Consider the following 18,554-nt stretch of genomic DNA (forward strand, 5'->3'; position numbering starts at 1 on the left):
GTAACGACAACAACAACAAGAACAACAAGGACGGCGACAAGCAACCCGGTGGCGGTGGCGGGACCGGAGGTGGCGACAAGAAGCCCGGAACCAGTGGTGGCGGCAGCGGCGTCGGGAAATCCGGCGGTGCCCCCACCGGCAGCAGCACCGGCGGGAAGGGCAGCAACCTCGACCCCTCCGCCTTCACACCCTCCTCGAAGTCGGCCACCGAGAAACCGAGCGGCGCCACCGGCCCGGAAGCCCTGTCCTCCCTGTCAAAAGCCTTGCAGGAGTTGATTTCCGGCCTGTCCGGCCCCACCGGCGCGCCACTGACCACCGCACCGGTGGGCGCCACCGGCCCCCTGGGCGCCACCGGCGCGGTCCCGTTCGGCTTCGATCTCGAATCAGCCGGGCTCCGCGGGGGCGGCGGCGGATCCGCGGGCGGGGGCGGCTTGTCGTCGCCGACCGCGAAAGCGGCCGAGGACAAGCTCTTTCCACGCGCGACCACGGCCGGAAAGACCACCGATGCGGTGGAAACCCGTGCCGGGATTGCCCCGTCGGCAGCGATGCCCTACGGCGGCGGCTACCCGATGGGTGGTGGCATGGGCGGTGGCGCGCAGGCTGGCCAGCAACAGCAGCAGCGCAAACGCGCGGCCTACCTCGACGGCACCGAGCACCTGGAGGAAGCCGTCGGCGAGGATCCGCTGTCGGTCCGGCCGATCATCGACCGCTGAGCCCCTTCGAACCCGAACGTGAGTCCCGCCATGCGTTTTCATGTCGTCAACTTCCCCAACACCCAGACCACCAAGCACTACCAGCCGTGCGCCTACACCCAGAAGATCCGGCGTTTCGCCATCATGATGACGGAGCTGGGTCACGAGGTGATCCTCTACGGCGGCGAGGAGAACGACGCGGCCTGCACCGAATTCGTCACCATCGTGACGAAGGCGGAGCAGGCCGAATGGTTCGGCAACACCGACCTTTACACCGAACCGAACAACCTCACCTGGAAGGCTTTCGCGCCGCACTGGACCACCACCAACGAGCACGCCATCACCGAGATCGCCAAACGCAAGCGGGATCGCGATTTCATCTGCCTGCTCGGCGGGATCTATCAGCAGCCGATCGCCGACCAGTTTCCCGAACTCATGACCGTCGAGTTCGGGATCGGGTACAGCGGGGTGTTCGCGCAGTATCGCGTGTTCGAAAGCTATGCCTGGATGCACTCTATCTACGGCGCCCGCAGCCCGGCCGACGTCATGAACACCCGCGGCCAGTTCTACGACACCGTGATCCCGAATTACTATGAGGTGGAAGACTTTCCGTTCTCCGACACGAAGGACGACTACTTCCTCTTCATCGGCCGCGTCGTCGAAGCGAAGGGCATCCAGATCGCCCTCGAAACCTGCCGGCGGCTCGGCGTGAAGCTCGTTGTCGCCGGCCCCGGTGCGGCGCCACCGCCCGAACTCGCCGACTACGTCGGCGTGGTCGACCATGTGCGCCGCGGTGAACTGATGAGCCGGGCCCGCGCGGTGTTCGTGCCGTCGCTGTATCTGGAACCGTTCGGCGGTGTCCACGCCGAAGCGATGCTGTGCGGCACACCGGTGATCACCACCGACTGGGGTGTGTTCACCGAAACCGTCCAGCAGGGCGTGCACGGCTTCCGCTGCCGCACGCTGCGCGAGTTCTGCGACGCCGCCGACGCCGTCGACAAGCTCGACTACCAGCGGATCCGCGACGACGCCGTCGCGCGATTCTCCCTCGATGCCGTCGCACCGCAGTACGAGGCGTACTTCGAGCGCCTCACCACGCTGTGGGCCGATGGCTGGTACACCGCCTAGGAGGACACGATGACACCACGGAGCCAGCGGCGCCGGAACCTGGTCGTCCTGCGCGCGGGCGAGGGGTCGCTGCACGAACAATGGCTCGCAGGATCGCAGCCGCGCACCTGGGATCTCGTCGTCAGCTATTTCGGCGACGACCCCGACCGGTTCCGCTCCGACGACGTCCTGCGGCTGGACCGCAAGGGCACGAAATGGACCGCACTGCATCATGTGCTGACCGTTGATCTGGCGGAGGTGATCGACGACTACGACTACATCTGGCTCCCCGACGACGATCTCGCCACCGACACCGACACCATCAACGACATCTTCGAATACACGGCGCGGTACCAGCTTTCACTGTCGCAACCCGCGCTCACCGAGGACAGCTACTTCACCCACGAGATCACGCTCGTCGACCGCCGCTACGAACTGCGCTACACGAATTTCGTGGAGATCATGGCGCCCTGCTTCCACCGCGACTTCCTGCTGCGCTGCCTGCCGACCTTCGCCGTCACCCAGACCGGGTGGGGCCTGGATTTCCACTGGCCGAAGTTCGTTTCCGACACCTATTCGATCGCCATTCTCGACGTGGCGACGGTGCGGCACACGCGCCCGGTCGGTGGCCCGAACCTCACGGCGGCGCGGGCGACGGGTATCGACCCGTGGAACGAGTACTGCGAATATCTGGTTCAGCACGAGATCTACGACCTCACCACCCGTGTGCACCAGGGTGTCGGGGTCGGCAGGCCGCGCGCGACCGAGGAGCCGATCGCCATCTGCGCCACCATCGACCGGTACTGGCCGGGCCTGCCCACCTGGCTCAACCATCATGGCGCCCAGGCGAACCTGCTCATCGTCTACTCCGGCGATCCGGCTGTCCGCCTGCTGGTCGAAGCAGCAGAGTTTCCGATCATGTTGTGCGACAACACTAGTGACGCGGCCGACCCCGACGCTCGCGAGGTCGCCAATATCGGTGCCGCGATCACCGCAGCGCGCACCGCCGAGATGGAATGGCTACTCCCCCTCGGCCCGCGCGAACTCTTCCACGATGACGGGAGCAGACACTGGCAGATCTCGGGCGCCGACCACGTGGTCTTCCTCGCGCACGAGGCCGTGCCGATGCCGCACCCGGTCGCCGACCCGTTCCGCGAGTGCACCGTGTTCCGGGTGAACGGACGCTCACCTTTCCTCGACGCCCCCGCCACCCGCAGCGCTGTCCGGCTCAGCGCAGCCGGCATCGCTCCGGCGGACAAACACGGGTTCACCGGATTCGCGGGCGCGAGCGGAACAGTCACCGCGCCGGTGATTCTGCACTATCCGTACCCGAGCTTCGAAAGCTGGCTCACCCGCGCGGAACAGGTGGGCAGCACGGGCGGCGCCGCGGCCCGCGACTTCGCCGACTACTCCCGCAACCTGCTGCACGTGGCGGTCGCGCACGGCACCCTCGAGGGCGCCCGCGCCTGCTTCCAGGCCGACATCCCCTGCGACGGCATGGTCGACCAGATGGTGCGGACCGGCGAACTGACCCGCATCCACCCCGATCTCTTCGCACCGCGCACACCACGGATCACCCGGCGCCCACCAGCGAACACGTCCTATCCAGACATGGCCGTCATCTACTGGTTCTACAAGGAACCGGAGGTGACCCGCAACCATCTGCAACTGCTCCGCGAACACAACCCCGACCGCCAGATCTTCGGCCTCTTCGGCGGCCGGATCCACGAAGCCGCCGCCTACCGCGACCTCCTAAGGGATGTCCCGTAAGTTGTTGAGTGGCAACAGGTATCGTGTCACCGGTGGTGATCTCGGCGGCTGACCCGGTGATGGTGGAGTTGTTCTCCGGGCTGCGGCCACGCACGTTCGCTCGCCTGATCACCCGGCTGCGGCGCGAAGGCGCCGACCGGCCGTTGCGAGGCCGGCCCTGGGGGTTGTGTTTCGAAGACCGGGTGCTGCTGGTGGCCACCTACTGGCGGACCAACCTCACGATGCGTCAACTCGCGGCGGTGTTCGGGATATCGAAATCAGCGGCGGCCCGGGTGATCGAAGACCTGGGACCGGCGTTGACGCTACGGCCCCGGGCCCGGTTCCCGCGTGGTGCGGTGTTGATCGTGGACGGCACCCTGGTCCCGACCCGTGATCACAACCTCGCCGCCCAGAGCAAGAACTACCGGTACTCCACCAACCACCAGGTCGTCATCGACGCCGACACCGAACTGGTCGTCGCGCTCGGAAAACCGTTGCCGGGTAACCGCAACGACTGCCGAGCCTGGACCGAGTCCGGTGCCGCCCACACCTGCCGCAACGCGGTGGTGATCGCTGATGGCGGCTACCAGGGCACCGGTCTGATCATCCCGCACCGCCGCTCACCCGGTGTCGAGCTGCCGGAATGGAAACAGGCTCACAACAAGTCCCACCGTAAGGTTCGCGCTCGTGTCGAGCATGCTTTCGCCCGGATGAAGACCTGGAAGGTCCTACGCGACTGCCGCTTACGTGGTGACGGGGTGGGTGTCGCGATGGCTGGGGTAGCGACTCTGGCCAACCTCGCCCACGCCTATTGATTCCTGGCCGGTGGACCTCTCGCCGTCAACAACTCAGACTTACGGGACAACCCTTAGGCACGCAGTACCATCGCGCGGGTACTACAGGCCCTCACCGAACGAACAGGACACAGGTTATGGCGCGCAAGGTAGTTGTCACTCTCATCGACGATTACGACGGCACCTCCACCGCCGAAGAAACCGTCACATTCGGAATCGACGGCGCGACCTACGAGATCGACCTTTCAACTGCCAACGCCGCCACACTGCGGAAGATGCTCGACCAGTGGATCCCCCACGCCCGCCGGACCGGCCGCGGCAAAGGCAAGCCCGTCAGCCGCAAAGACCACACCGCCTCGAACGGTTCACGCCGCAGCGATCTGACAGCGGTCCGCGCCTGGGCCTCAGAAAACGGACACCAGGTGTCCCGCCGTGGCCGCATCGCCGCCGAAACCATCCAGGCCTACCAGAAAGCCACCGCATAGGTCTCTGCCAGCGCCCGGTGCCGATCGACCAGGAGGCACCGGGTTTCAGCCAGCTTGCATCCAACCGCGACCAGTCGACGCCGGGATCGTCCTCAACCAATCACTCTGACCGAAGGGTGGCCTCCTAAGTGCGCACTGCCTGATGGCAGCGTCCGTGCTCAAGAGCCGATCGGCGAACCGCTCACCGGCCACCTCGACGTGGTGTACGCGCAGGCGTTGAGCCCCGATAACTGCCTGCTCGCTCCGAAGGGGCAGTTTGTCCTAGCCGGAACGGCACGACCGTTTCGCCACTCGCGCCAAGGTTCCTTACCTTGGTTGAGACGAATTTTCGTGCGTCTGAAGGTAACTCGTAATTGCGAGTTTTCCCTCCGCGACAACGGCGTCGTCACGAAGGTGAATGTCTCGGTACGCAAGTTCGAAGCGGGCATGTGTGCCCGAAATCGGTGGCGCTGGCCGATCTACGCAACGACCCGGATCGCTTGCGCCGCCCGATGCGTAAGGTCGACGGCAACTGGGTGGAGATCAGCTGGACCGAAGCCATTGATGCGGCGGCCGCAGGCCTGGCCATGGCGCCATCACCGAACTCGGAGGTGATGCCGCCGCTCTCCTCCGGTCCCATGGCATCGATCCGCTCGCAGCCGGCGACTTCGACCGGTATATCCGCTATGAAGACGCTGCCGCGGTTCTTGGACACGCGGCCCGCGAGTTCGACTGTCCCGACTTCGGATTGCGTCTCGGTGGCATGCAGAGCATCTCATCGCTGGGACCGCTGAGCGTCATCCTGCGGAATGCCGCGACAGTGGGCGAAGCGATCACAAACGTCTGTCGTTTCCTCGGAAACCTTGCTCCGGCCGACACGGCGCGGCTGACCACATCGGCGGGATCGGCGATCTACTCGTACTCGACGATCATCCACAACGACTTCGACCTGCGCCAAACGGTCGAGAAGAGCCAAGCAATGGCCATGAACGCGATCAACGTCATGAGCGGCGACAGAGTGGGCCCGATAAAGGTCACGTTCCAGCATGAACGGCTCGCACCATTGGAGTCCTACTTCGCCGTGTTCGCTTGCCCTGTGGAGTTCGGCCAGAGCCAGAACGCTATTCACCTGTCGCCGGCACATGTCACCCGCGCAATCGAGGACCGCGACGAAGCCGCACTCACACTTGCCCAGGAATACCTGCTCCGAGTGCATTCCTGCGTGGCGTTGACCGAGCATGTCCGCGACGTCACGCGGCGCTTGCTTGTGGTCGGCGAGGCGGGCCTCAGCCGGGTGGCTCGAGCTCTGTCACTGCACGAGCGCACGCTGCAACGCGAACTTGCGGCCGAGGGCACGACCTACGAGAAGATACTCGACGAGGTTCGCCGGGCGACAGCCTGGGAGCTCGCCGCAACCGGCTTGCAGGCCTCACAGCTCGCCTCCGCCCTGGGCTATGCCGAGCAGAGCAGCTTCACCCGGGCTTGCCGCCGCCGGTACGGGGAATCGCCACGCGCCCTGCTCAAACGGCGCCGCGGTAGCCGACCGGAAGATCCGATTCTCTAGTTGGTCGGCGCCCAACAGACACCCCCGCGCGAGGATCAGACGCCAAATGGCAAATTTATGTCGGCTGAGGACAAGTTTTAGTGCCACTAGGTTGCGACGCTGTAAGCATCGTCACACTTGAGCTCAACAACGGGAGTTGACATGCCTATCGCCCCTGCACCTGATTCGGGCCTATCATTCGATCACGTCGACGTCCTCGTCGTCGGCGCCGGCCTCTCCGGGATCGGCATGGGATACGCTCTCAAGCACTCACAGCCCGGTCGAAGCTTCGCGATCGTCGATGGACGCGAATCGATCGGCGGTACGTGGGATCTATTCCGCTACCCTGGGATTCGCTCGGATTCCGATATGCAGGCGTATGGCTTCGGTTTCAAGCCATGGCGTCGTGACAACTCGATTGCCGACGCCCACGAGATTTTGGACTATCTCCGGGAAACCGTCAGCGAAAACAGTCTGCAGCGCCACATCCATCTCGGCTTCACGGTCGTTCAGGCAAACTTCTCGACACCCGAACAGCGTTGGGTAGTCGCACTCGAGCGCGTCAGTGACGGAGTCCGACACCACGTGACCGCGTCGATGTTGTTCTCGGCAGCTGGCTATTACGACGTCGGCGAGGGTTTCACGCCGGAATTCGCAGGCCGTGATGACTTCGAAGGACAGATCATCCACCCGCAGCACTGGCCCGAAGACCTGGACTACTCGGGCAAGAAGGTGGTGGTCATCGGAAGTGGCGCCACCGCGGTCACGCTTCTGCCGTCGATTGCAGAGAAGGCCGAGCATGTCACCATGCTGCAACGATCCCCGTCTTACGTGATTCCCATCCCACGCAAGGATCCGATCGCGAACACTCTCCGAAAAATCTTCCCCGAGAAGACTGCCTACTCGATCTCCCGTGAGATCAGCATCCGGAAGGGGAATCTCGTCTACAAGGCCAGCCGGAAATTCCCTCGGCAGGCCCGCGCGCTCGTCCGCAAAATCACGGCCGCCGCCCTCCCTGAGGGCTTCGACGTCGACACTCACTTCCATCCTGAGTACGACCCGTGGGACCAGCGCATGTGCACGGTTCCAGACGGCGACCTGTTCAAAGCAATCGCGAGGGGCCGTGCGTCGGTTGTCACCGACAAGATCGTGCAGTTCACCGAAACCGGGATCGAACTCGAATCAGGCACACGGCTCGACGCCGACATCATCGTGACTGCCACGGGTCTGAATATGGTGCCTTTCGGAAAGATCGCATTCGAGGTGGACGGCCAACGGATCGATCTGCCCGATCACGTGGTGTACAAGGCAGCCATGGTGAGCGGCCTCCCGAACTTCGCGTTCACCGTCGGGTACATCAACCACTCATGGACTCTCAAAGCAGACCTCGTCGCACAGTGGTTCTGCCGACTTCTCGACCACATGAGCGAGAATGGCTACTCCAGCGTCGTACCCGTCGTCTCGGACTGCTCGATGCCGGTCAAGCGATTCTTCGAATTCGACGCGGGCTACGTCAACCGGGCGATGCATTTGTTCCCCAAGCAGGGCACCCACGGACCGTGGAAAGCTCCCCAGGACTTCAACCACGACCGCATCGTCCTCGGCAGGAACCCGATCAACGACCCCGAGCTTCGCTTCACGTCGGGCGCTTCACCCGCCGCCGGTTTCCCGGACGACTCGACCGAGCAAGTCAAAGAAGTCGTGCAGCGAACCACGCGCCGACCACACATGAGATTCCCGCAGTCGATCCAAAGCTGAGCCGCCGTATCTAATTCAGAGCTTTGCCGACGGACTGGCGTGTTTCACTTCCGCCTTCGGGTGCCGTCGAGAAGGCAGTCTTACGATCCGAGATCATCGGCGTGCCGACCGACCGTCAGATGCCGTCCGGACGCCGGTCACTGCGGAATCAACGGGATCGGTTGTCCCGCACTACTTTTCACCACCTGCTGGCAGCAGGAAGAAGATCGCAACCTTCTGACCGCTACAAACGCGACGCCCACATGTCCCTGTCGTCTCTCGCGTTCAGGATTCAATTTTCATCGAAGCATAGGAGAAAGACGCGATGAAGGCCGTTGTCTGTACGCAAGGCGAACTCAGCGTTCGTGAGGTGAGGACACCCGAACCAGGTCCGGGTCAGATCCTGATCAAAGTACTGCGGACCGGGATCTGCGGATCGGATCTGCATGCCAAAAAGGACGCCACCGAGGTGAATGCGTTGTTGCTCGAATCAGGCTACGTAACAGCGATTCTTCCGAACCAAGAGGTAATTCTCGGCCATGAGTTCATAGGCGAGGTGGTGTCATACGGCCCGAAGACACGCGGCCGCTGGGCTCTAGGTACGACCGTGGCAGCGCTCCCCGTCCTGCAGACAGAGGTAGGAATGCATATGACGGGCTTCGACATCCATGCAGCAGGTGGCTACGCCGAATACACCGTTGTGGAGGAAGCTCTGACATTCCCCGTTCCTGACGGCGTCTCGCCCGACAAAGCCGCGTTCACCGAGCCCCTCACCGTCGCCCGGCACGCAGTACGGCGATCGGGAACGGGTAAGAACCGCCCCGCTGTCGTAATCGGATGCGGGCCCATCGGCCTAGCAGTGATCCTGATGCTCAAGGCCGCGGGGGTCACCAGGGTTATCGCCTCCGATCTCTCTCCCGGCCGCCGGAAGCTCGCCAGCCAGTGCGGTGCCGATGTAGTCATCGACCCCAAGGTCCAATCGCCCTGGGAAACCCTCGCCCTCGACGACCCGGTCAATTCGACGCCGGAACTTCTCGCCTTCGCACTCGAGATGACCAAAGCCGTGCGTAGGATCCCGCTGATCCCGGTGGAGAAGATCTTCTTCGGCGCCGATCGACTCGGGCAATCCCCGAGCGGCCCCGTCGTATTCGAATGTGCCGGCGTCCCCGGAATCATCGATCACGTTATCGCCAACGCGCCGCTACGTACGCAGGTGACAGTGGTCGGAATGTGCACCGAGGTCGACAGGTTCCGACCAGCTGTTGCCCTCAGCAAAGAGATCGACCTGCGCTTCGTCTTCGGTTACGACCCCGGGGAGTTCAGCCAAACGCTGGGCATGATCGCATCCGGCAAGGTCGACCCATCGCCCCTGCACACTGCGACCGTCGGCCTCGACGGCGTCGCACAGGCGTTCAACGACCTGGGTGATCCCGAGCGCCACGCGAAGATCCTCATCGATCCTTCCCGGTGAGAGTTCGACATCCAGTGTTGCCATCGGGCGCATAGTTCGATTCCTTCCCACCGCCCGTCATGTGCCGCCGGATCTGATTGCATGTCCGGTCAAGGTTTGCCCACCCGTGCCACGCTGAACTCGATCGACTTCGCAAGTGAAGGCCTCATCGCGGAGCAGTTCAAGCGTCTGACAACTACTCACGACCCAGGAGAACAATGTTGAATCTGTCTGCCCTCCTCGAAGATTCAGCGCGTAGGTATCCGTCCAAGGACGCGCTGGTCCTGGGCAACACCAAGCTGACGTACGCGCAGGTTGACCTAGCAGCGAATCAGGTTGCGAACCTGCTGGTGGAACGCGGCGTCCATCCTGGCGACAAGGTGGCGCTGAGCAGCCCCAACCTCCCCTGGTTCCCGATCGTCTATTACGGCGTCCTCAAGGCTGGGTGTGTTGTTGTTCCGCTGAACATCCTGCTCAAGAGACGAGAGGTGGCTTATCACCTGACCGACGCCGACGCCGTGGCCTTCTTCTGTTTTGAGGGCTCCGAAGAACTCCCAATCGGAGTGGAGGGATACGCCGGATTCCAGGAGTCGATCACCGAGAACTTCTTCCTCATTACCGCTGACCCGGCGGCACCAAGCCCAATCGACGGCCTAGAGACGCTCGGACAGGCCCTCGCTGGGCAGTCGGGCGTATTCGAATCTGTTCCCACCGAGGCCACCGACACCGCCATCATTCTCTACACCAGCGGCACCACAGGCCAGCCCAAGGGCGCGGAGCTCTCTCACGCCAATACACTCCTGAATGTCCTCACATGCAATCGACTATTTGATAACAAGGCCGCAGATACACACATCGTTGCACTCCCGCTCTTCCATACTTTCGGTGCGACGGTGCAGATGCATGCCGGCTTCTCGACTGGCGCCACGCTACACCTGATACCACGCTTTGACGCCCGTCAGGTCATCGATCTCTTCCAGAGAGAAGACATCACGTTCTTCGCGGGTGTTCCGACAATGTGGTGGGGATTGCTCGAGTCGCTCACCGCCGATCTCGACGTCGAGCGAATCGCCCGCAACCTACGGATCGGCCTCTCGGGCGGGGCGAGTCTTCCTGCCGACATCATCTCCCGGGTGCAGGACAAGTTCGGCGTGCAAGTTCTGGAAGGCTACGGACTCTCCGAGACATCACCGCTGGCAACCTTCAATGAGCCCGATCTCGGGACGCGCCCCGGTTCCATCGGTGTCCCAGTCTGGGGTGTGGAGGTCAAGCTCATCGACAACGAGTGGAATGAGATCACCAAAATCGGCGACGTCGGCGAGATCGCAGTCAAAGGCCACAACGTCATGAAGGGCTACTATGGGCGCCCCGCAGCCACCGCGGAAGCCATCCGCGGTGGTTGGTTCCGTACCGGCGACCTTGCCCGAAAGGACGACGACGGCTTCTATCTCATCGTAGACCGATCCAAGGACATGATCATCCGCGGCGGCTACAACGTCTATTCACGGGAGATCGAGGACGTCCTGATGACTCACCCAGAGATCAGTCTCGCCACGGTCATCGGGGTTCCGCACGAACGTCACGGCGAGGAAGTCAAGGCGTTTGTCATCCCCCACGCCGGAGCCACCCTTACGGGTGATGAGCTCATCGACTGGAGCAGGGAGCAGATGGCGGCATACAAGTACCCCCGGATCATCGACATCGTCGACTCATTACCCACGACAGCTACTGGAAAGATCCTCAAACGCGAACTCACCTAACCGTGCACCGCTCGATACCGGCGTTCTGCAGTACCTGCCATATTGGTCTGCGAATGCCGGTGTCGAGTTTGCCGTGGCTGTGGTGGTGCCGGCGATCACCGAGAATAGCCACCAACCCTAGAGTCATATCGCTCGAGTTTCCGAAAGCTGAGCACGCTGCGAAGCGACTACCGGATCGCGTGTATTCCCTTGCGGCCAGAGGAGGGCGGCACCACTTCCCAACCGGGCCAGTTCGCGACATCTATGAATCCAACTCGGCTACAACTTTGGCCAACACCGCACGACAGATGCAACCTCTCGCCATCCGCTGATTTTCGTTGTAGCCAGCTTGCGCCCCAGCTGCCGGTACACCTGAGCCTGGCGGCGGTATCGGCACGGCGAGTAGCCATCGCGTGTCGTCCACGCCGGTATTGCGGTTGGTCGGCCTGCCACGCTGGCCGCCGAAAAGGGTTGCCACTGGCTCCCGCCGCAGCGCCGTATGGGACGCCCCCGATCCGCAGTCGAGATTACCCACACGCGACGGAAAGGGACCTGCACTGTCCTCGGTGCGCTCCTTCTGGGGAGTTCGCGCATACTTGGTGGACTCCGCGAGCAGCTCCATCGCTATCAGCATGGATAAGAACGCTGACCTGCCAGTCCGTCTTGCATTGGCGGCAGCACTGCGTTAAAGGATGTTCGAGAAGCGGCAGCGCCCCGTGGTCGCGTCATCGGGCCCGCGCATCGCTTGACCGCAAACTTCATATAGGTCGCCGAGCCAAGCACGCTGGATGTGCTCACAGCACACCGCCAAGGGCTAGGAAGGCCTTGTTGACTGACACCGGCCGTTTGTAGGTTGACATCTCATTCTGAAGCGCGACCGAGGAGTCCGGTATTGACCACTGAGCGGGTGGGTCCCTGTGCCAAAGTCAGCCGTGCCACGGTCTACCGCCGCTTCAGGGGCGCGACGCTCTGGTGACCGCGATCGCGATGATGATGTGTGAAAGCCGCCGCCTCACAGCGCGTGTCGCCGAGGGAATGGCTAGCACCCAGGCTCCCGAGCAGACCGTCGAGGACTCCACCACCGCGATCCGCTCGCACGTACCTATTCCGACCCACCGTGACCGCACCCGATGTGCGGACATCCAGGACTCGTAGAGAAGAGGAAACACTGATGTTGCCGACAAACGACGGGTTGTTGCTCAATCCGGTGAAGTATGCCCCGGAGCATTTCGATCCGGAGACACGGCGGCTGCTGCGCGCGACGATCGACTGGTTCGAACACCGCGGCAAGAAGCGACTGACCCAAGATTATCACGATAAGGTCTTCTTTACCGATTTTCTGGAGTTCGTCGCCAACGAGAACCTGTTCGCGACGTTTCTGACACCCGCGCGGGATGGCGCCGGCCATCCGGACAAGCGGTGGGACACCGCGAGGGTAGCGGCTCTCTCGGAAATCCTGGGCTTCTACGGTTTCAACTACTGGTATCCGTGGCAAGTCACTGTGCTCGGGTTGGGCCCGGTGTGGCAGAGCGGCAACGACGAGGCCCGCGCCCGGGCGGCGCGCGCTCTTGCTGATGGCGGTGTCGCCGCGTTCGGCCTCTCCGAGAAGGAACACGGCGCCGACATCTACTCCACAGACATGGTCTTGACCCCCGACGGTGCCGGGGGGTACCGCGCGAGCGGGTCGAAGTACTACATCGGCAACGGTAATTGCGCCAGCATCGTGTCGGTGTTCGGGCGCGTGGCCGGAATCGAGGGCCCCGATCAATACGTGTTCTTCTACGCCGACTCCGGACACCCGAACTTCCACGTGGACAAGAACGTCGTCTCGGCGCAGATGTTCGTCGCCGAGTTCACCCTGCACGACTACCCGGTCACCGCGCAGGACATCCTGCACACCGGTCAGGATGCGTTCAACGCGGCGCTGAACACCGTCAACATCGGCAAGTTCAACCTGTGCTTCGGCGGTATCGGCACGGCGACCCACGCGCTGTACGAGACGATCACCCACGCGCACAACCGGATTCTGTACGGGCGCCCCGTCACCGACTTCCCGCACGTGCGCCGCCAGTTCGTCGACGCCTACGCCCGACTCATCGGGATGCGGCTGTTCGCCGACCGCGCGGTGGACTACTTCCGCACCGCGAACCCCGACGATCGCCGGTACCTGCTGTTCAACCCGATCACCAAGATGAAGGTGACCAGCGAGGCGCAGAAGGTGGTCGCGCTGCTATCAGAGATCGTGGCCGCCAAGGGTTTCGAGAAAGACCAGTATCTGCTGCTCGCGAAGATCGACGTCGACGGACTGCCCAAGCTCGAGGGCACCGTCGCGGTGAACCTGGCGCTGATCGCGAAGTTCATGCCCGCCTACCTGTTCGACCCCCAGCCCTACCCGCCAGTGCCTACCCGGCTCGAGGCCGCCGACGACGAGTTCCTGTTTCGCCAGGGACCCGCCCGCGGGCTGTCGAAGGTCCGGTTCCACGACTGGCGCGCGGCGTACGCCGCATCAGCCACCATCCCGAACGTGGCCCGCTTCACCGCCCAGGCCGAACACCTGGTCGCACTGCTCACCGAGGCCGCCCCGGACGCCACCCAGCAGAGCGACCTCGACTTCGGGCTCGCCCTGACCGAACTGTTCACGCTGATCGTGTACGGACAGCTGATCCTGGAACAAGCCGAGATCGTCGGCGTCGACGCCGACCTGGTGGACCAGATCTTCGACGTACTGGTCCGCGACTTCAATACTGCGGCAGTCGGATTGCATGACAAACCCTCCACCACCGAGGCCCAACAGCAGCTCATTCTGGCAGCGATCGACAGACCCGTAGTCGCCGCAGAGCGGTTCGACAGCATCTGGCAGCGCGTCGTCGCGCTGTCCGGCGCCTATGAAATGAACCAAGGACCCCACCAAGGCTGAGCCTCACCACATTTCTTAGCCGGGCCCGGTCGCACAGAAGAGCTGAGCCGAGCGCCCGGTTGCGGAACGTTCCGCCATCTTTCACCGCTACCACGACCTAGTGCTGCAGAATCGCGGTGACCTACTGGACATGGCACAGGCCGAGATCGGCAAGTCGCGCGCCTCCGCCCAGGCAGAGGTCCGCGACATCGCCATGACCGCCCGGCACTACGCGCGCGCCGCACCTAAAGCTGTTGCGGCCAAGCCGCGTAGCCGGAATACTGCCGGGCCTGACCAAGACCGTGGTGCGGTACCAGCCCAAAGGTGTCGGCAGGGTGATCGCCGTGGAACTACCCGATAACTCTCGCGGTATCGGGTAGTTCCGCGGCCCTTCTCGCCGGCAACGCCGTGGTCCTCACACCCGACAGCCAAACCCCATATTGCGCGGTCACACGTGGCGAGCTGCTGTACCAGGCAGGCCTCCCCCGCGATCTATTCGCCGTGGTCCCCGGACCCGGTGCGCTGGTGGGCACCGCCCTAGACCAAAACGCCGACTATGTGATGTTCACCGGATCCACCGCCACCGGTCGGCTGCTCGCCGAACAAGCCGACGCCCGTCTCATAGGCTACTCCGCCGAACTCGGCGGCAAGAACCCGATGATTGTGATGGCCCAGGCCAATCTGCGCGAGGTGACCGACGCCGCAGTGCGCGCCTGCTACTCCAACTCCGGCCAGCTGTGCGCCTCCATCGAACGCACCTACGTCGAACAGTCCATCGCGCCCGAGTTCACCCGCATCTTCAGGGAACGGGTCGCCGCCATTTCGCTGGCACTGACTACGAATTCGGCATCGAGATGGGCAGCCTCATATCGGAAGAGCAGCTCAAAGCCGTGGCCAGTCATATCGATGACGCCGTCGCCAAGGGCGCCACCGTCATCGTCGGCGGCAAAGCACGCCCCGACCTCGGACCGCAATCTTCTACGAGCCAAACGTGCTCAGCGACGCCGAATGCTGCCGCGACGAGACCTTCGGACCGCTCGTCTTGATCTTCCCGGTCGCAGACGTCGATGAGGCTCGCTGACGTTCCAATGACGCAAATCGATGGCATACACCGGCGAGCCCGGAGCGTGCTCCGGATGCGGTCCCGGCTCGCAGATCTACCGCAACGACAGCCCAGCGCGTCCGGCCCAGTCCCGCCAATTCCTCGAACGAGACCCCGTGCGCAATGTCCTGGAGCATCACTGGCGCAAGCGAATGCACGGATCGGGCCGTTACTGGATACCCTCGGCATGGCATCCAAAGCCTCGACGCCGTCCCGATCTCATGATCCCAGATTCGGTTCAGGGGCGAACTGCTGTAGCTTCAATGCACCTGGAGCAGTGGCGGGCACCGCGGGATACTCCGGCCGAATGGGTGCGAGCTGCTTGTAAGGCTGCCCCTGGGCCGGCCGCACGTCTTCCTGTCCCTTGTTCGGCCACAGCGATGCCGCTCGCTCGGCTTGCGCCGCGATCGAAAGCGACGGATTCACACCGAGATTCGCGGAGATAGCGGCACCGTCGGTGACGTAGAGGGTCGGGTAATTGTACACACGGTGATACGGATCGACGACGCCAGTCTCAGCACTGTCGCCGATCGCCGCACCGCCGAGGAAATGCCCAGTCAGCGGGATGTTGAACAGTTCACCCCAACTGCCAACCGCGATGCCGCCGACTTTCTCGGCCATCCGCCGGGTCACCTCGTTGCCGACCGGAATCCAGGTCGGGGTGGGCTCGCCGTGGCCCTGCTTCGAAGACATTATCCGGATGCCGGCCGGTCCGCGCTTGATGAACGTGGTGATCGAGTTGTCCAGGTTCTGCATCACCAAGGCGATCAACGTGCGCTCGCTCCACCGTTTCGGGATGAGCATATTCAGCAGCAGAGCCGGCCGGGTGCGGCTCTGGCCCAGGAATTGGCTCCAGCGCGGCACGTCGGTGCCCTGCGGGCCGGCACCGTCGGTCATCAGGGTCTGCAGCATTCCCATCGCGTTGGATCCCTTGCCATACCGGACCGGTTCAATGTGAGTGTCCGGCGTCGGGTGGATCGACGAGGTGATGGACACCCCGCGAGTGAGATCCAGATCGGGTGACACCCTGACGGTTTGAGCACCAACGATCGATTCCGAGTTCGTACGGGTCAACATGCCCAGCCGCTCGGACATCTTTGGGAGCCTCCCGGTGTCACGCATCTTGAACAGCAGCCGCTGGGTGTTATACGTGCCCGCGGCGACGATCAGGAACTTGGCGGTGAAAGTTCGCTTACTGCGCCGCGCCCGACCGTTGGTGCGACGGGTGGCAACCTCCCACAGCCCGTCGCCCCGCTGCTGGAAGCTGGTCACCGTCGTCAGTGGATGTACCTGGGCCCCAGCGCGTTCAGCCAGACCGAGGTAGTTCTTCACCAGTGTGTTCTTGGCGCCGTATCGGCAGCCAGTCATGCACTCACCGCATTCGACGCAGCCCGTACGCGCCGGACCTGCCCCGCCGAAGAAGGGGTCCGGCACAGTCATGCCTGGGGTCTTCTCGCCGTCGGGCCCGAAGAACACGCCGACCGGCGTTGCGACGAAGGTGTCACCGCAGCCCATATCGTCGGCGACCTCTTTGATGATCCGGTCGGCGTCGGTGAACGTCGGGTTCTTGACCACGCCGAGCATGCGCTGTGCCTGCTCGTAGTGCGGCATCAATTCGGCGCGCCAGTCGGTGATGTTCTTCCACTGCGGGTCGTTGAAGAACGGGTCCGGTGGAATGTACAGCGTGTTGGCGTAGTTCAGGGAACCACCACCGACGCCGGCGCCAGCCAAGATCATCACGTTGCGCAACAGGTGGATCCGCTGGATACCGTACATGCCCAGTTTGGGCGCCCACAAGAACTTTCGCAAGTCCCACGAGGTCTTGGCGAAGTCAGCGTCCGCATACCGCGGACCAGCCTCCAAAACTCCGACCCGATAACCCTTCTCGGTGAGCCGCAGAGCGCTAACACTGCCGCCGAATCCTGACCCGACAATCAGTACGTCATAATCAGGCGTCATGGCAGTCTCCAAACACTCAGCCGACGGTCGTGAGAATGACGTGCAGCGAGGCTACTGCGGGAAGCTAGGAGTGCTGAGTCGTCGTCGGCGTCCGACTCCTCTTCGCGTGTCAGATGGAATGTCTCGAAACCTATAATCGGCGGCTATGCGCCATCAAGACCCCCGCAGCCCTTGCCGATGTGCTCGGAGCACATCCACCGCGAGGTAGGGGACGTTGATATATACACCCCTCGAGAGTCATGCTCATAGCCCAAAGAACCGGCACCCGGATTTCGACCGCGCGCCGAGGCGGGCGCCTACGCTGACTATAGTGAGGTGATGCCAGGGTGCTAGTGTTTCAAGATGACTATCGACAGCGCCGCTGCGCCTCGCAGGACTGCTGCGGACTTCCTTGCAGCTCGTCCAGATGGCCCGATGTCCGCCGACAGGCACCTCTGGGGGTTCGGCGGACTCCACGGCGGACTCAGCCTCGCCTACGCCGCGTCTGCAATGGGCGACCACGCCAGCGACAGGCCTCTGCGTGCGGTCACTGCCCACTTCCATTCACCAGTCAGAAGTGACTTCGCTGTCACTACTGAGCAGATACGCGAAGGCCGCTCGATGACAACGGTAAGCGCAGTCACCGCGACAGCTTCTGGAGTCAACCTCACTGCAACTGGCGTTTTCGGGATCGCCCAGCCACACGGCTCTCCGAGACTGGCGCCCCGGTTCCCTGATGCCGTAGGGCCATCTGAGTGTGAACCGTTCGTCGTACCGCCCGATTTTCTTCCTGTCGCCGAACAAACCGAGGTCAGATTTGCTGGCGCGCACCGCCCTTACTCAGCGAGCGCCACTCCAGAACTTCTCGCTTGGGTTCGCTACGCCAACAACGACACCACGCCGGACATCTACCGACTCATCGTCCTTCTCGACGCCGTAGCACCGTCCTACTCGGTTCTCCTCGACCAACTCATTGCGATCCCCACTGTTGAATTCTCGGTCTATCCCAGCGGACGGCAGGTACGCGTTCAATCGCCGTGGGTACTAGTGCGCGCCACAACCGAGATCGCTTCGTCCAGCGGATGGCTGATTGAAACTATTGACGCTTGGAGCGAGGACGGCACCCATCTCGCGGGCGCACGCCAACTCCGGGTGGCCGTCACCACCCACTAAGTCAGTGTGCTCACCTGCGCGAAAGGTCGTAGGATCTCTCGGCCATTTCCGCCCGCCTCCAGCACGCAGCGGCCAGCACTGTGCACCCGTGAAGGCAATCTCGCGAAGTCTTGTGCCGTGCAGGTCAAGCAGCTCACTCATCGCGGCAGCACTGTCGGCAACTGAATATC

General features: G+C 63.2%; 11 protein-coding genes and 3 pseudogenes. 13 read left to right on the forward strand and 1 reads right to left on the reverse strand.

Features of this window, described 5'->3' with window-relative positions; genetic code table 11:
- The 12 genes and pseudogenes from IEY60_RS34520 to IEY60_RS34575 all read left to right on the forward strand — a co-directional run.
- A pseudogene (locus tag IEY60_RS34520) lies at positions 1-713 on the forward strand (hypothetical protein); the annotation flags it as partial.
- Between the two features lie 30 nt (positions 714-743).
- On the forward strand, positions 744-1,820 hold the full coding sequence (locus IEY60_RS34525; protein WP_189034759.1) for a glycosyltransferase: 1,077 nt from the start codon (positions 744-746) through the stop codon (positions 1,818-1,820).
- Between the two features lie 9 nt (positions 1,821-1,829).
- Complete coding sequence (locus tag IEY60_RS34530; RefSeq protein ID WP_189034760.1) at positions 1,830-3,569, forward strand: DUF707 domain-containing protein; 1,740 nt, start codon at positions 1,830-1,832, stop codon at positions 3,567-3,569.
- Between the two features lie 59 nt (positions 3,570-3,628).
- Positions 3,629-4,363: a transposase gene (locus tag IEY60_RS34535; protein WP_189034808.1), complete on the forward strand. Its 735-nt coding sequence runs from the start codon at positions 3,629-3,631 to the stop codon at positions 4,361-4,363.
- A 116-nt stretch (positions 4,364-4,479) separates the two neighbouring features.
- On the forward strand, positions 4,480-4,827 hold the full coding sequence (locus tag IEY60_RS34540; RefSeq protein ID WP_189034761.1) for a histone-like nucleoid-structuring protein Lsr2: 348 nt from the start codon (positions 4,480-4,482) through the stop codon (positions 4,825-4,827).
- A gap of 491 nt (positions 4,828-5,318) precedes the next feature.
- A pseudogene (locus tag IEY60_RS36655) lies at positions 5,319-5,420 on the forward strand (hypothetical protein); the annotation flags it as partial.
- Positions 5,402-6,370 carry an AraC family transcriptional regulator gene (locus IEY60_RS34550; protein WP_268241510.1) on the forward strand — a complete coding sequence of 323 codons (969 nt, stop codon included), beginning with the start codon at positions 5,402-5,404 and terminating at the stop codon, positions 6,368-6,370. The pseudogene IEY60_RS36655 and the gene IEY60_RS34550, both read left to right, overlap by 19 nt.
- Positions 6,371-6,511: 141 nt before the next feature.
- Positions 6,512-8,107: a flavin-containing monooxygenase gene (locus tag IEY60_RS34555; RefSeq protein WP_189034764.1), complete on the forward strand. Its 1,596-nt coding sequence runs from the start codon at positions 6,512-6,514 to the stop codon at positions 8,105-8,107.
- Positions 8,108-8,411: 304 nt separating this feature from the next.
- Positions 8,412-9,557: a zinc-binding dehydrogenase gene (locus IEY60_RS34560; RefSeq protein WP_189034765.1), complete on the forward strand. Its 1,146-nt coding sequence runs from the start codon at positions 8,412-8,414 to the stop codon at positions 9,555-9,557.
- 197 nt (positions 9,558-9,754) lie between these two features.
- Entirely contained in the window at positions 9,755-11,296 is a 1,542-nt protein-coding gene (locus IEY60_RS34565; protein ID WP_189034766.1) for a long-chain-fatty-acid--CoA ligase, read from the forward strand.
- 1,150 nt (positions 11,297-12,446) lie between these two features.
- Positions 12,447-14,192: an acyl-CoA dehydrogenase family protein gene (locus tag IEY60_RS34570; RefSeq protein ID WP_189034767.1), complete on the forward strand. Its 1,746-nt coding sequence runs from the start codon at positions 12,447-12,449 to the stop codon at positions 14,190-14,192.
- Positions 14,193-14,238: 46 nt separating this feature from the next.
- Positions 14,239-15,246 (forward strand): annotated as a pseudogene (locus IEY60_RS34575) (aldehyde dehydrogenase family protein); the annotation flags it as partial.
- Between the two features lie 246 nt (positions 15,247-15,492).
- Here IEY60_RS34575 and IEY60_RS34580 read toward each other — a convergent pair.
- Positions 15,493-17,232: a GMC oxidoreductase gene (locus IEY60_RS34580; RefSeq protein WP_189034768.1), complete on the reverse strand. Its 1,740-nt coding sequence runs from the start codon at positions 17,230-17,232 to the stop codon at positions 15,493-15,495.
- A 342-nt stretch (positions 17,233-17,574) separates the two neighbouring features.
- Between IEY60_RS34580 and IEY60_RS34585 the strand changes: the two genes are divergently transcribed.
- Positions 17,575-18,384 carry a thioesterase family protein gene (locus IEY60_RS34585; RefSeq protein ID WP_189034769.1) on the forward strand — a complete coding sequence of 270 codons (810 nt, stop codon included), beginning with the start codon at positions 17,575-17,577 and terminating at the stop codon, positions 18,382-18,384.
- Positions 18,385-18,554 lie beyond the last annotated feature (170 nt).

Origin of the sequence: Nocardia rhizosphaerihabitans (assembly GCF_014646295.1) — a bacterium.
In the GTDB taxonomy this organism is placed as follows: domain Bacteria; phylum Actinomycetota; class Actinomycetes; order Mycobacteriales; family Mycobacteriaceae; genus Nocardia; species Nocardia rhizosphaerihabitans.

Bases quoted from the DNA above. Each gene is read 5' to 3' on its own strand.
- IEY60_RS34585 (WP_189034769.1), top strand. From the start codon at position 17,575: ATGACTATCGACAGCGCCGCTGCGCCTCGCAGGACTGCTGCGGACTTC.
- IEY60_RS34535 (WP_189034808.1), top strand. From the start codon at position 3,629: ATGGTGGAGTTGTTCTCCGGGCTGCGGCCACGCACGTTCGCTCGCCTG.
- IEY60_RS34570 (WP_189034767.1), top strand. From the start codon at position 12,447: ATGTTGCCGACAAACGACGGGTTGTTGCTCAATCCGGTGAAGTATGCC.
- IEY60_RS34525 (WP_189034759.1), top strand. From the start codon at position 744: ATGCGTTTTCATGTCGTCAACTTCCCCAACACCCAGACCACCAAGCAC.
- IEY60_RS34580 (WP_189034768.1), bottom strand. From the start codon at position 17,232: ATGACGCCTGATTATGACGTACTGATTGTCGGGTCAGGATTCGGCGGC.
- IEY60_RS34555 (WP_189034764.1), top strand. From the start codon at position 6,512: ATGCCTATCGCCCCTGCACCTGATTCGGGCCTATCATTCGATCACGTC.
- IEY60_RS34540 (WP_189034761.1), top strand. From the start codon at position 4,480: ATGGCGCGCAAGGTAGTTGTCACTCTCATCGACGATTACGACGGCACC.
- IEY60_RS34530 (WP_189034760.1), top strand. From the start codon at position 1,830: ATGACACCACGGAGCCAGCGGCGCCGGAACCTGGTCGTCCTGCGCGCG.
- IEY60_RS34560 (WP_189034765.1), top strand. From the start codon at position 8,412: ATGAAGGCCGTTGTCTGTACGCAAGGCGAACTCAGCGTTCGTGAGGTG.
- IEY60_RS34565 (WP_189034766.1), top strand. From the start codon at position 9,755: ATGTTGAATCTGTCTGCCCTCCTCGAAGATTCAGCGCGTAGGTATCCG.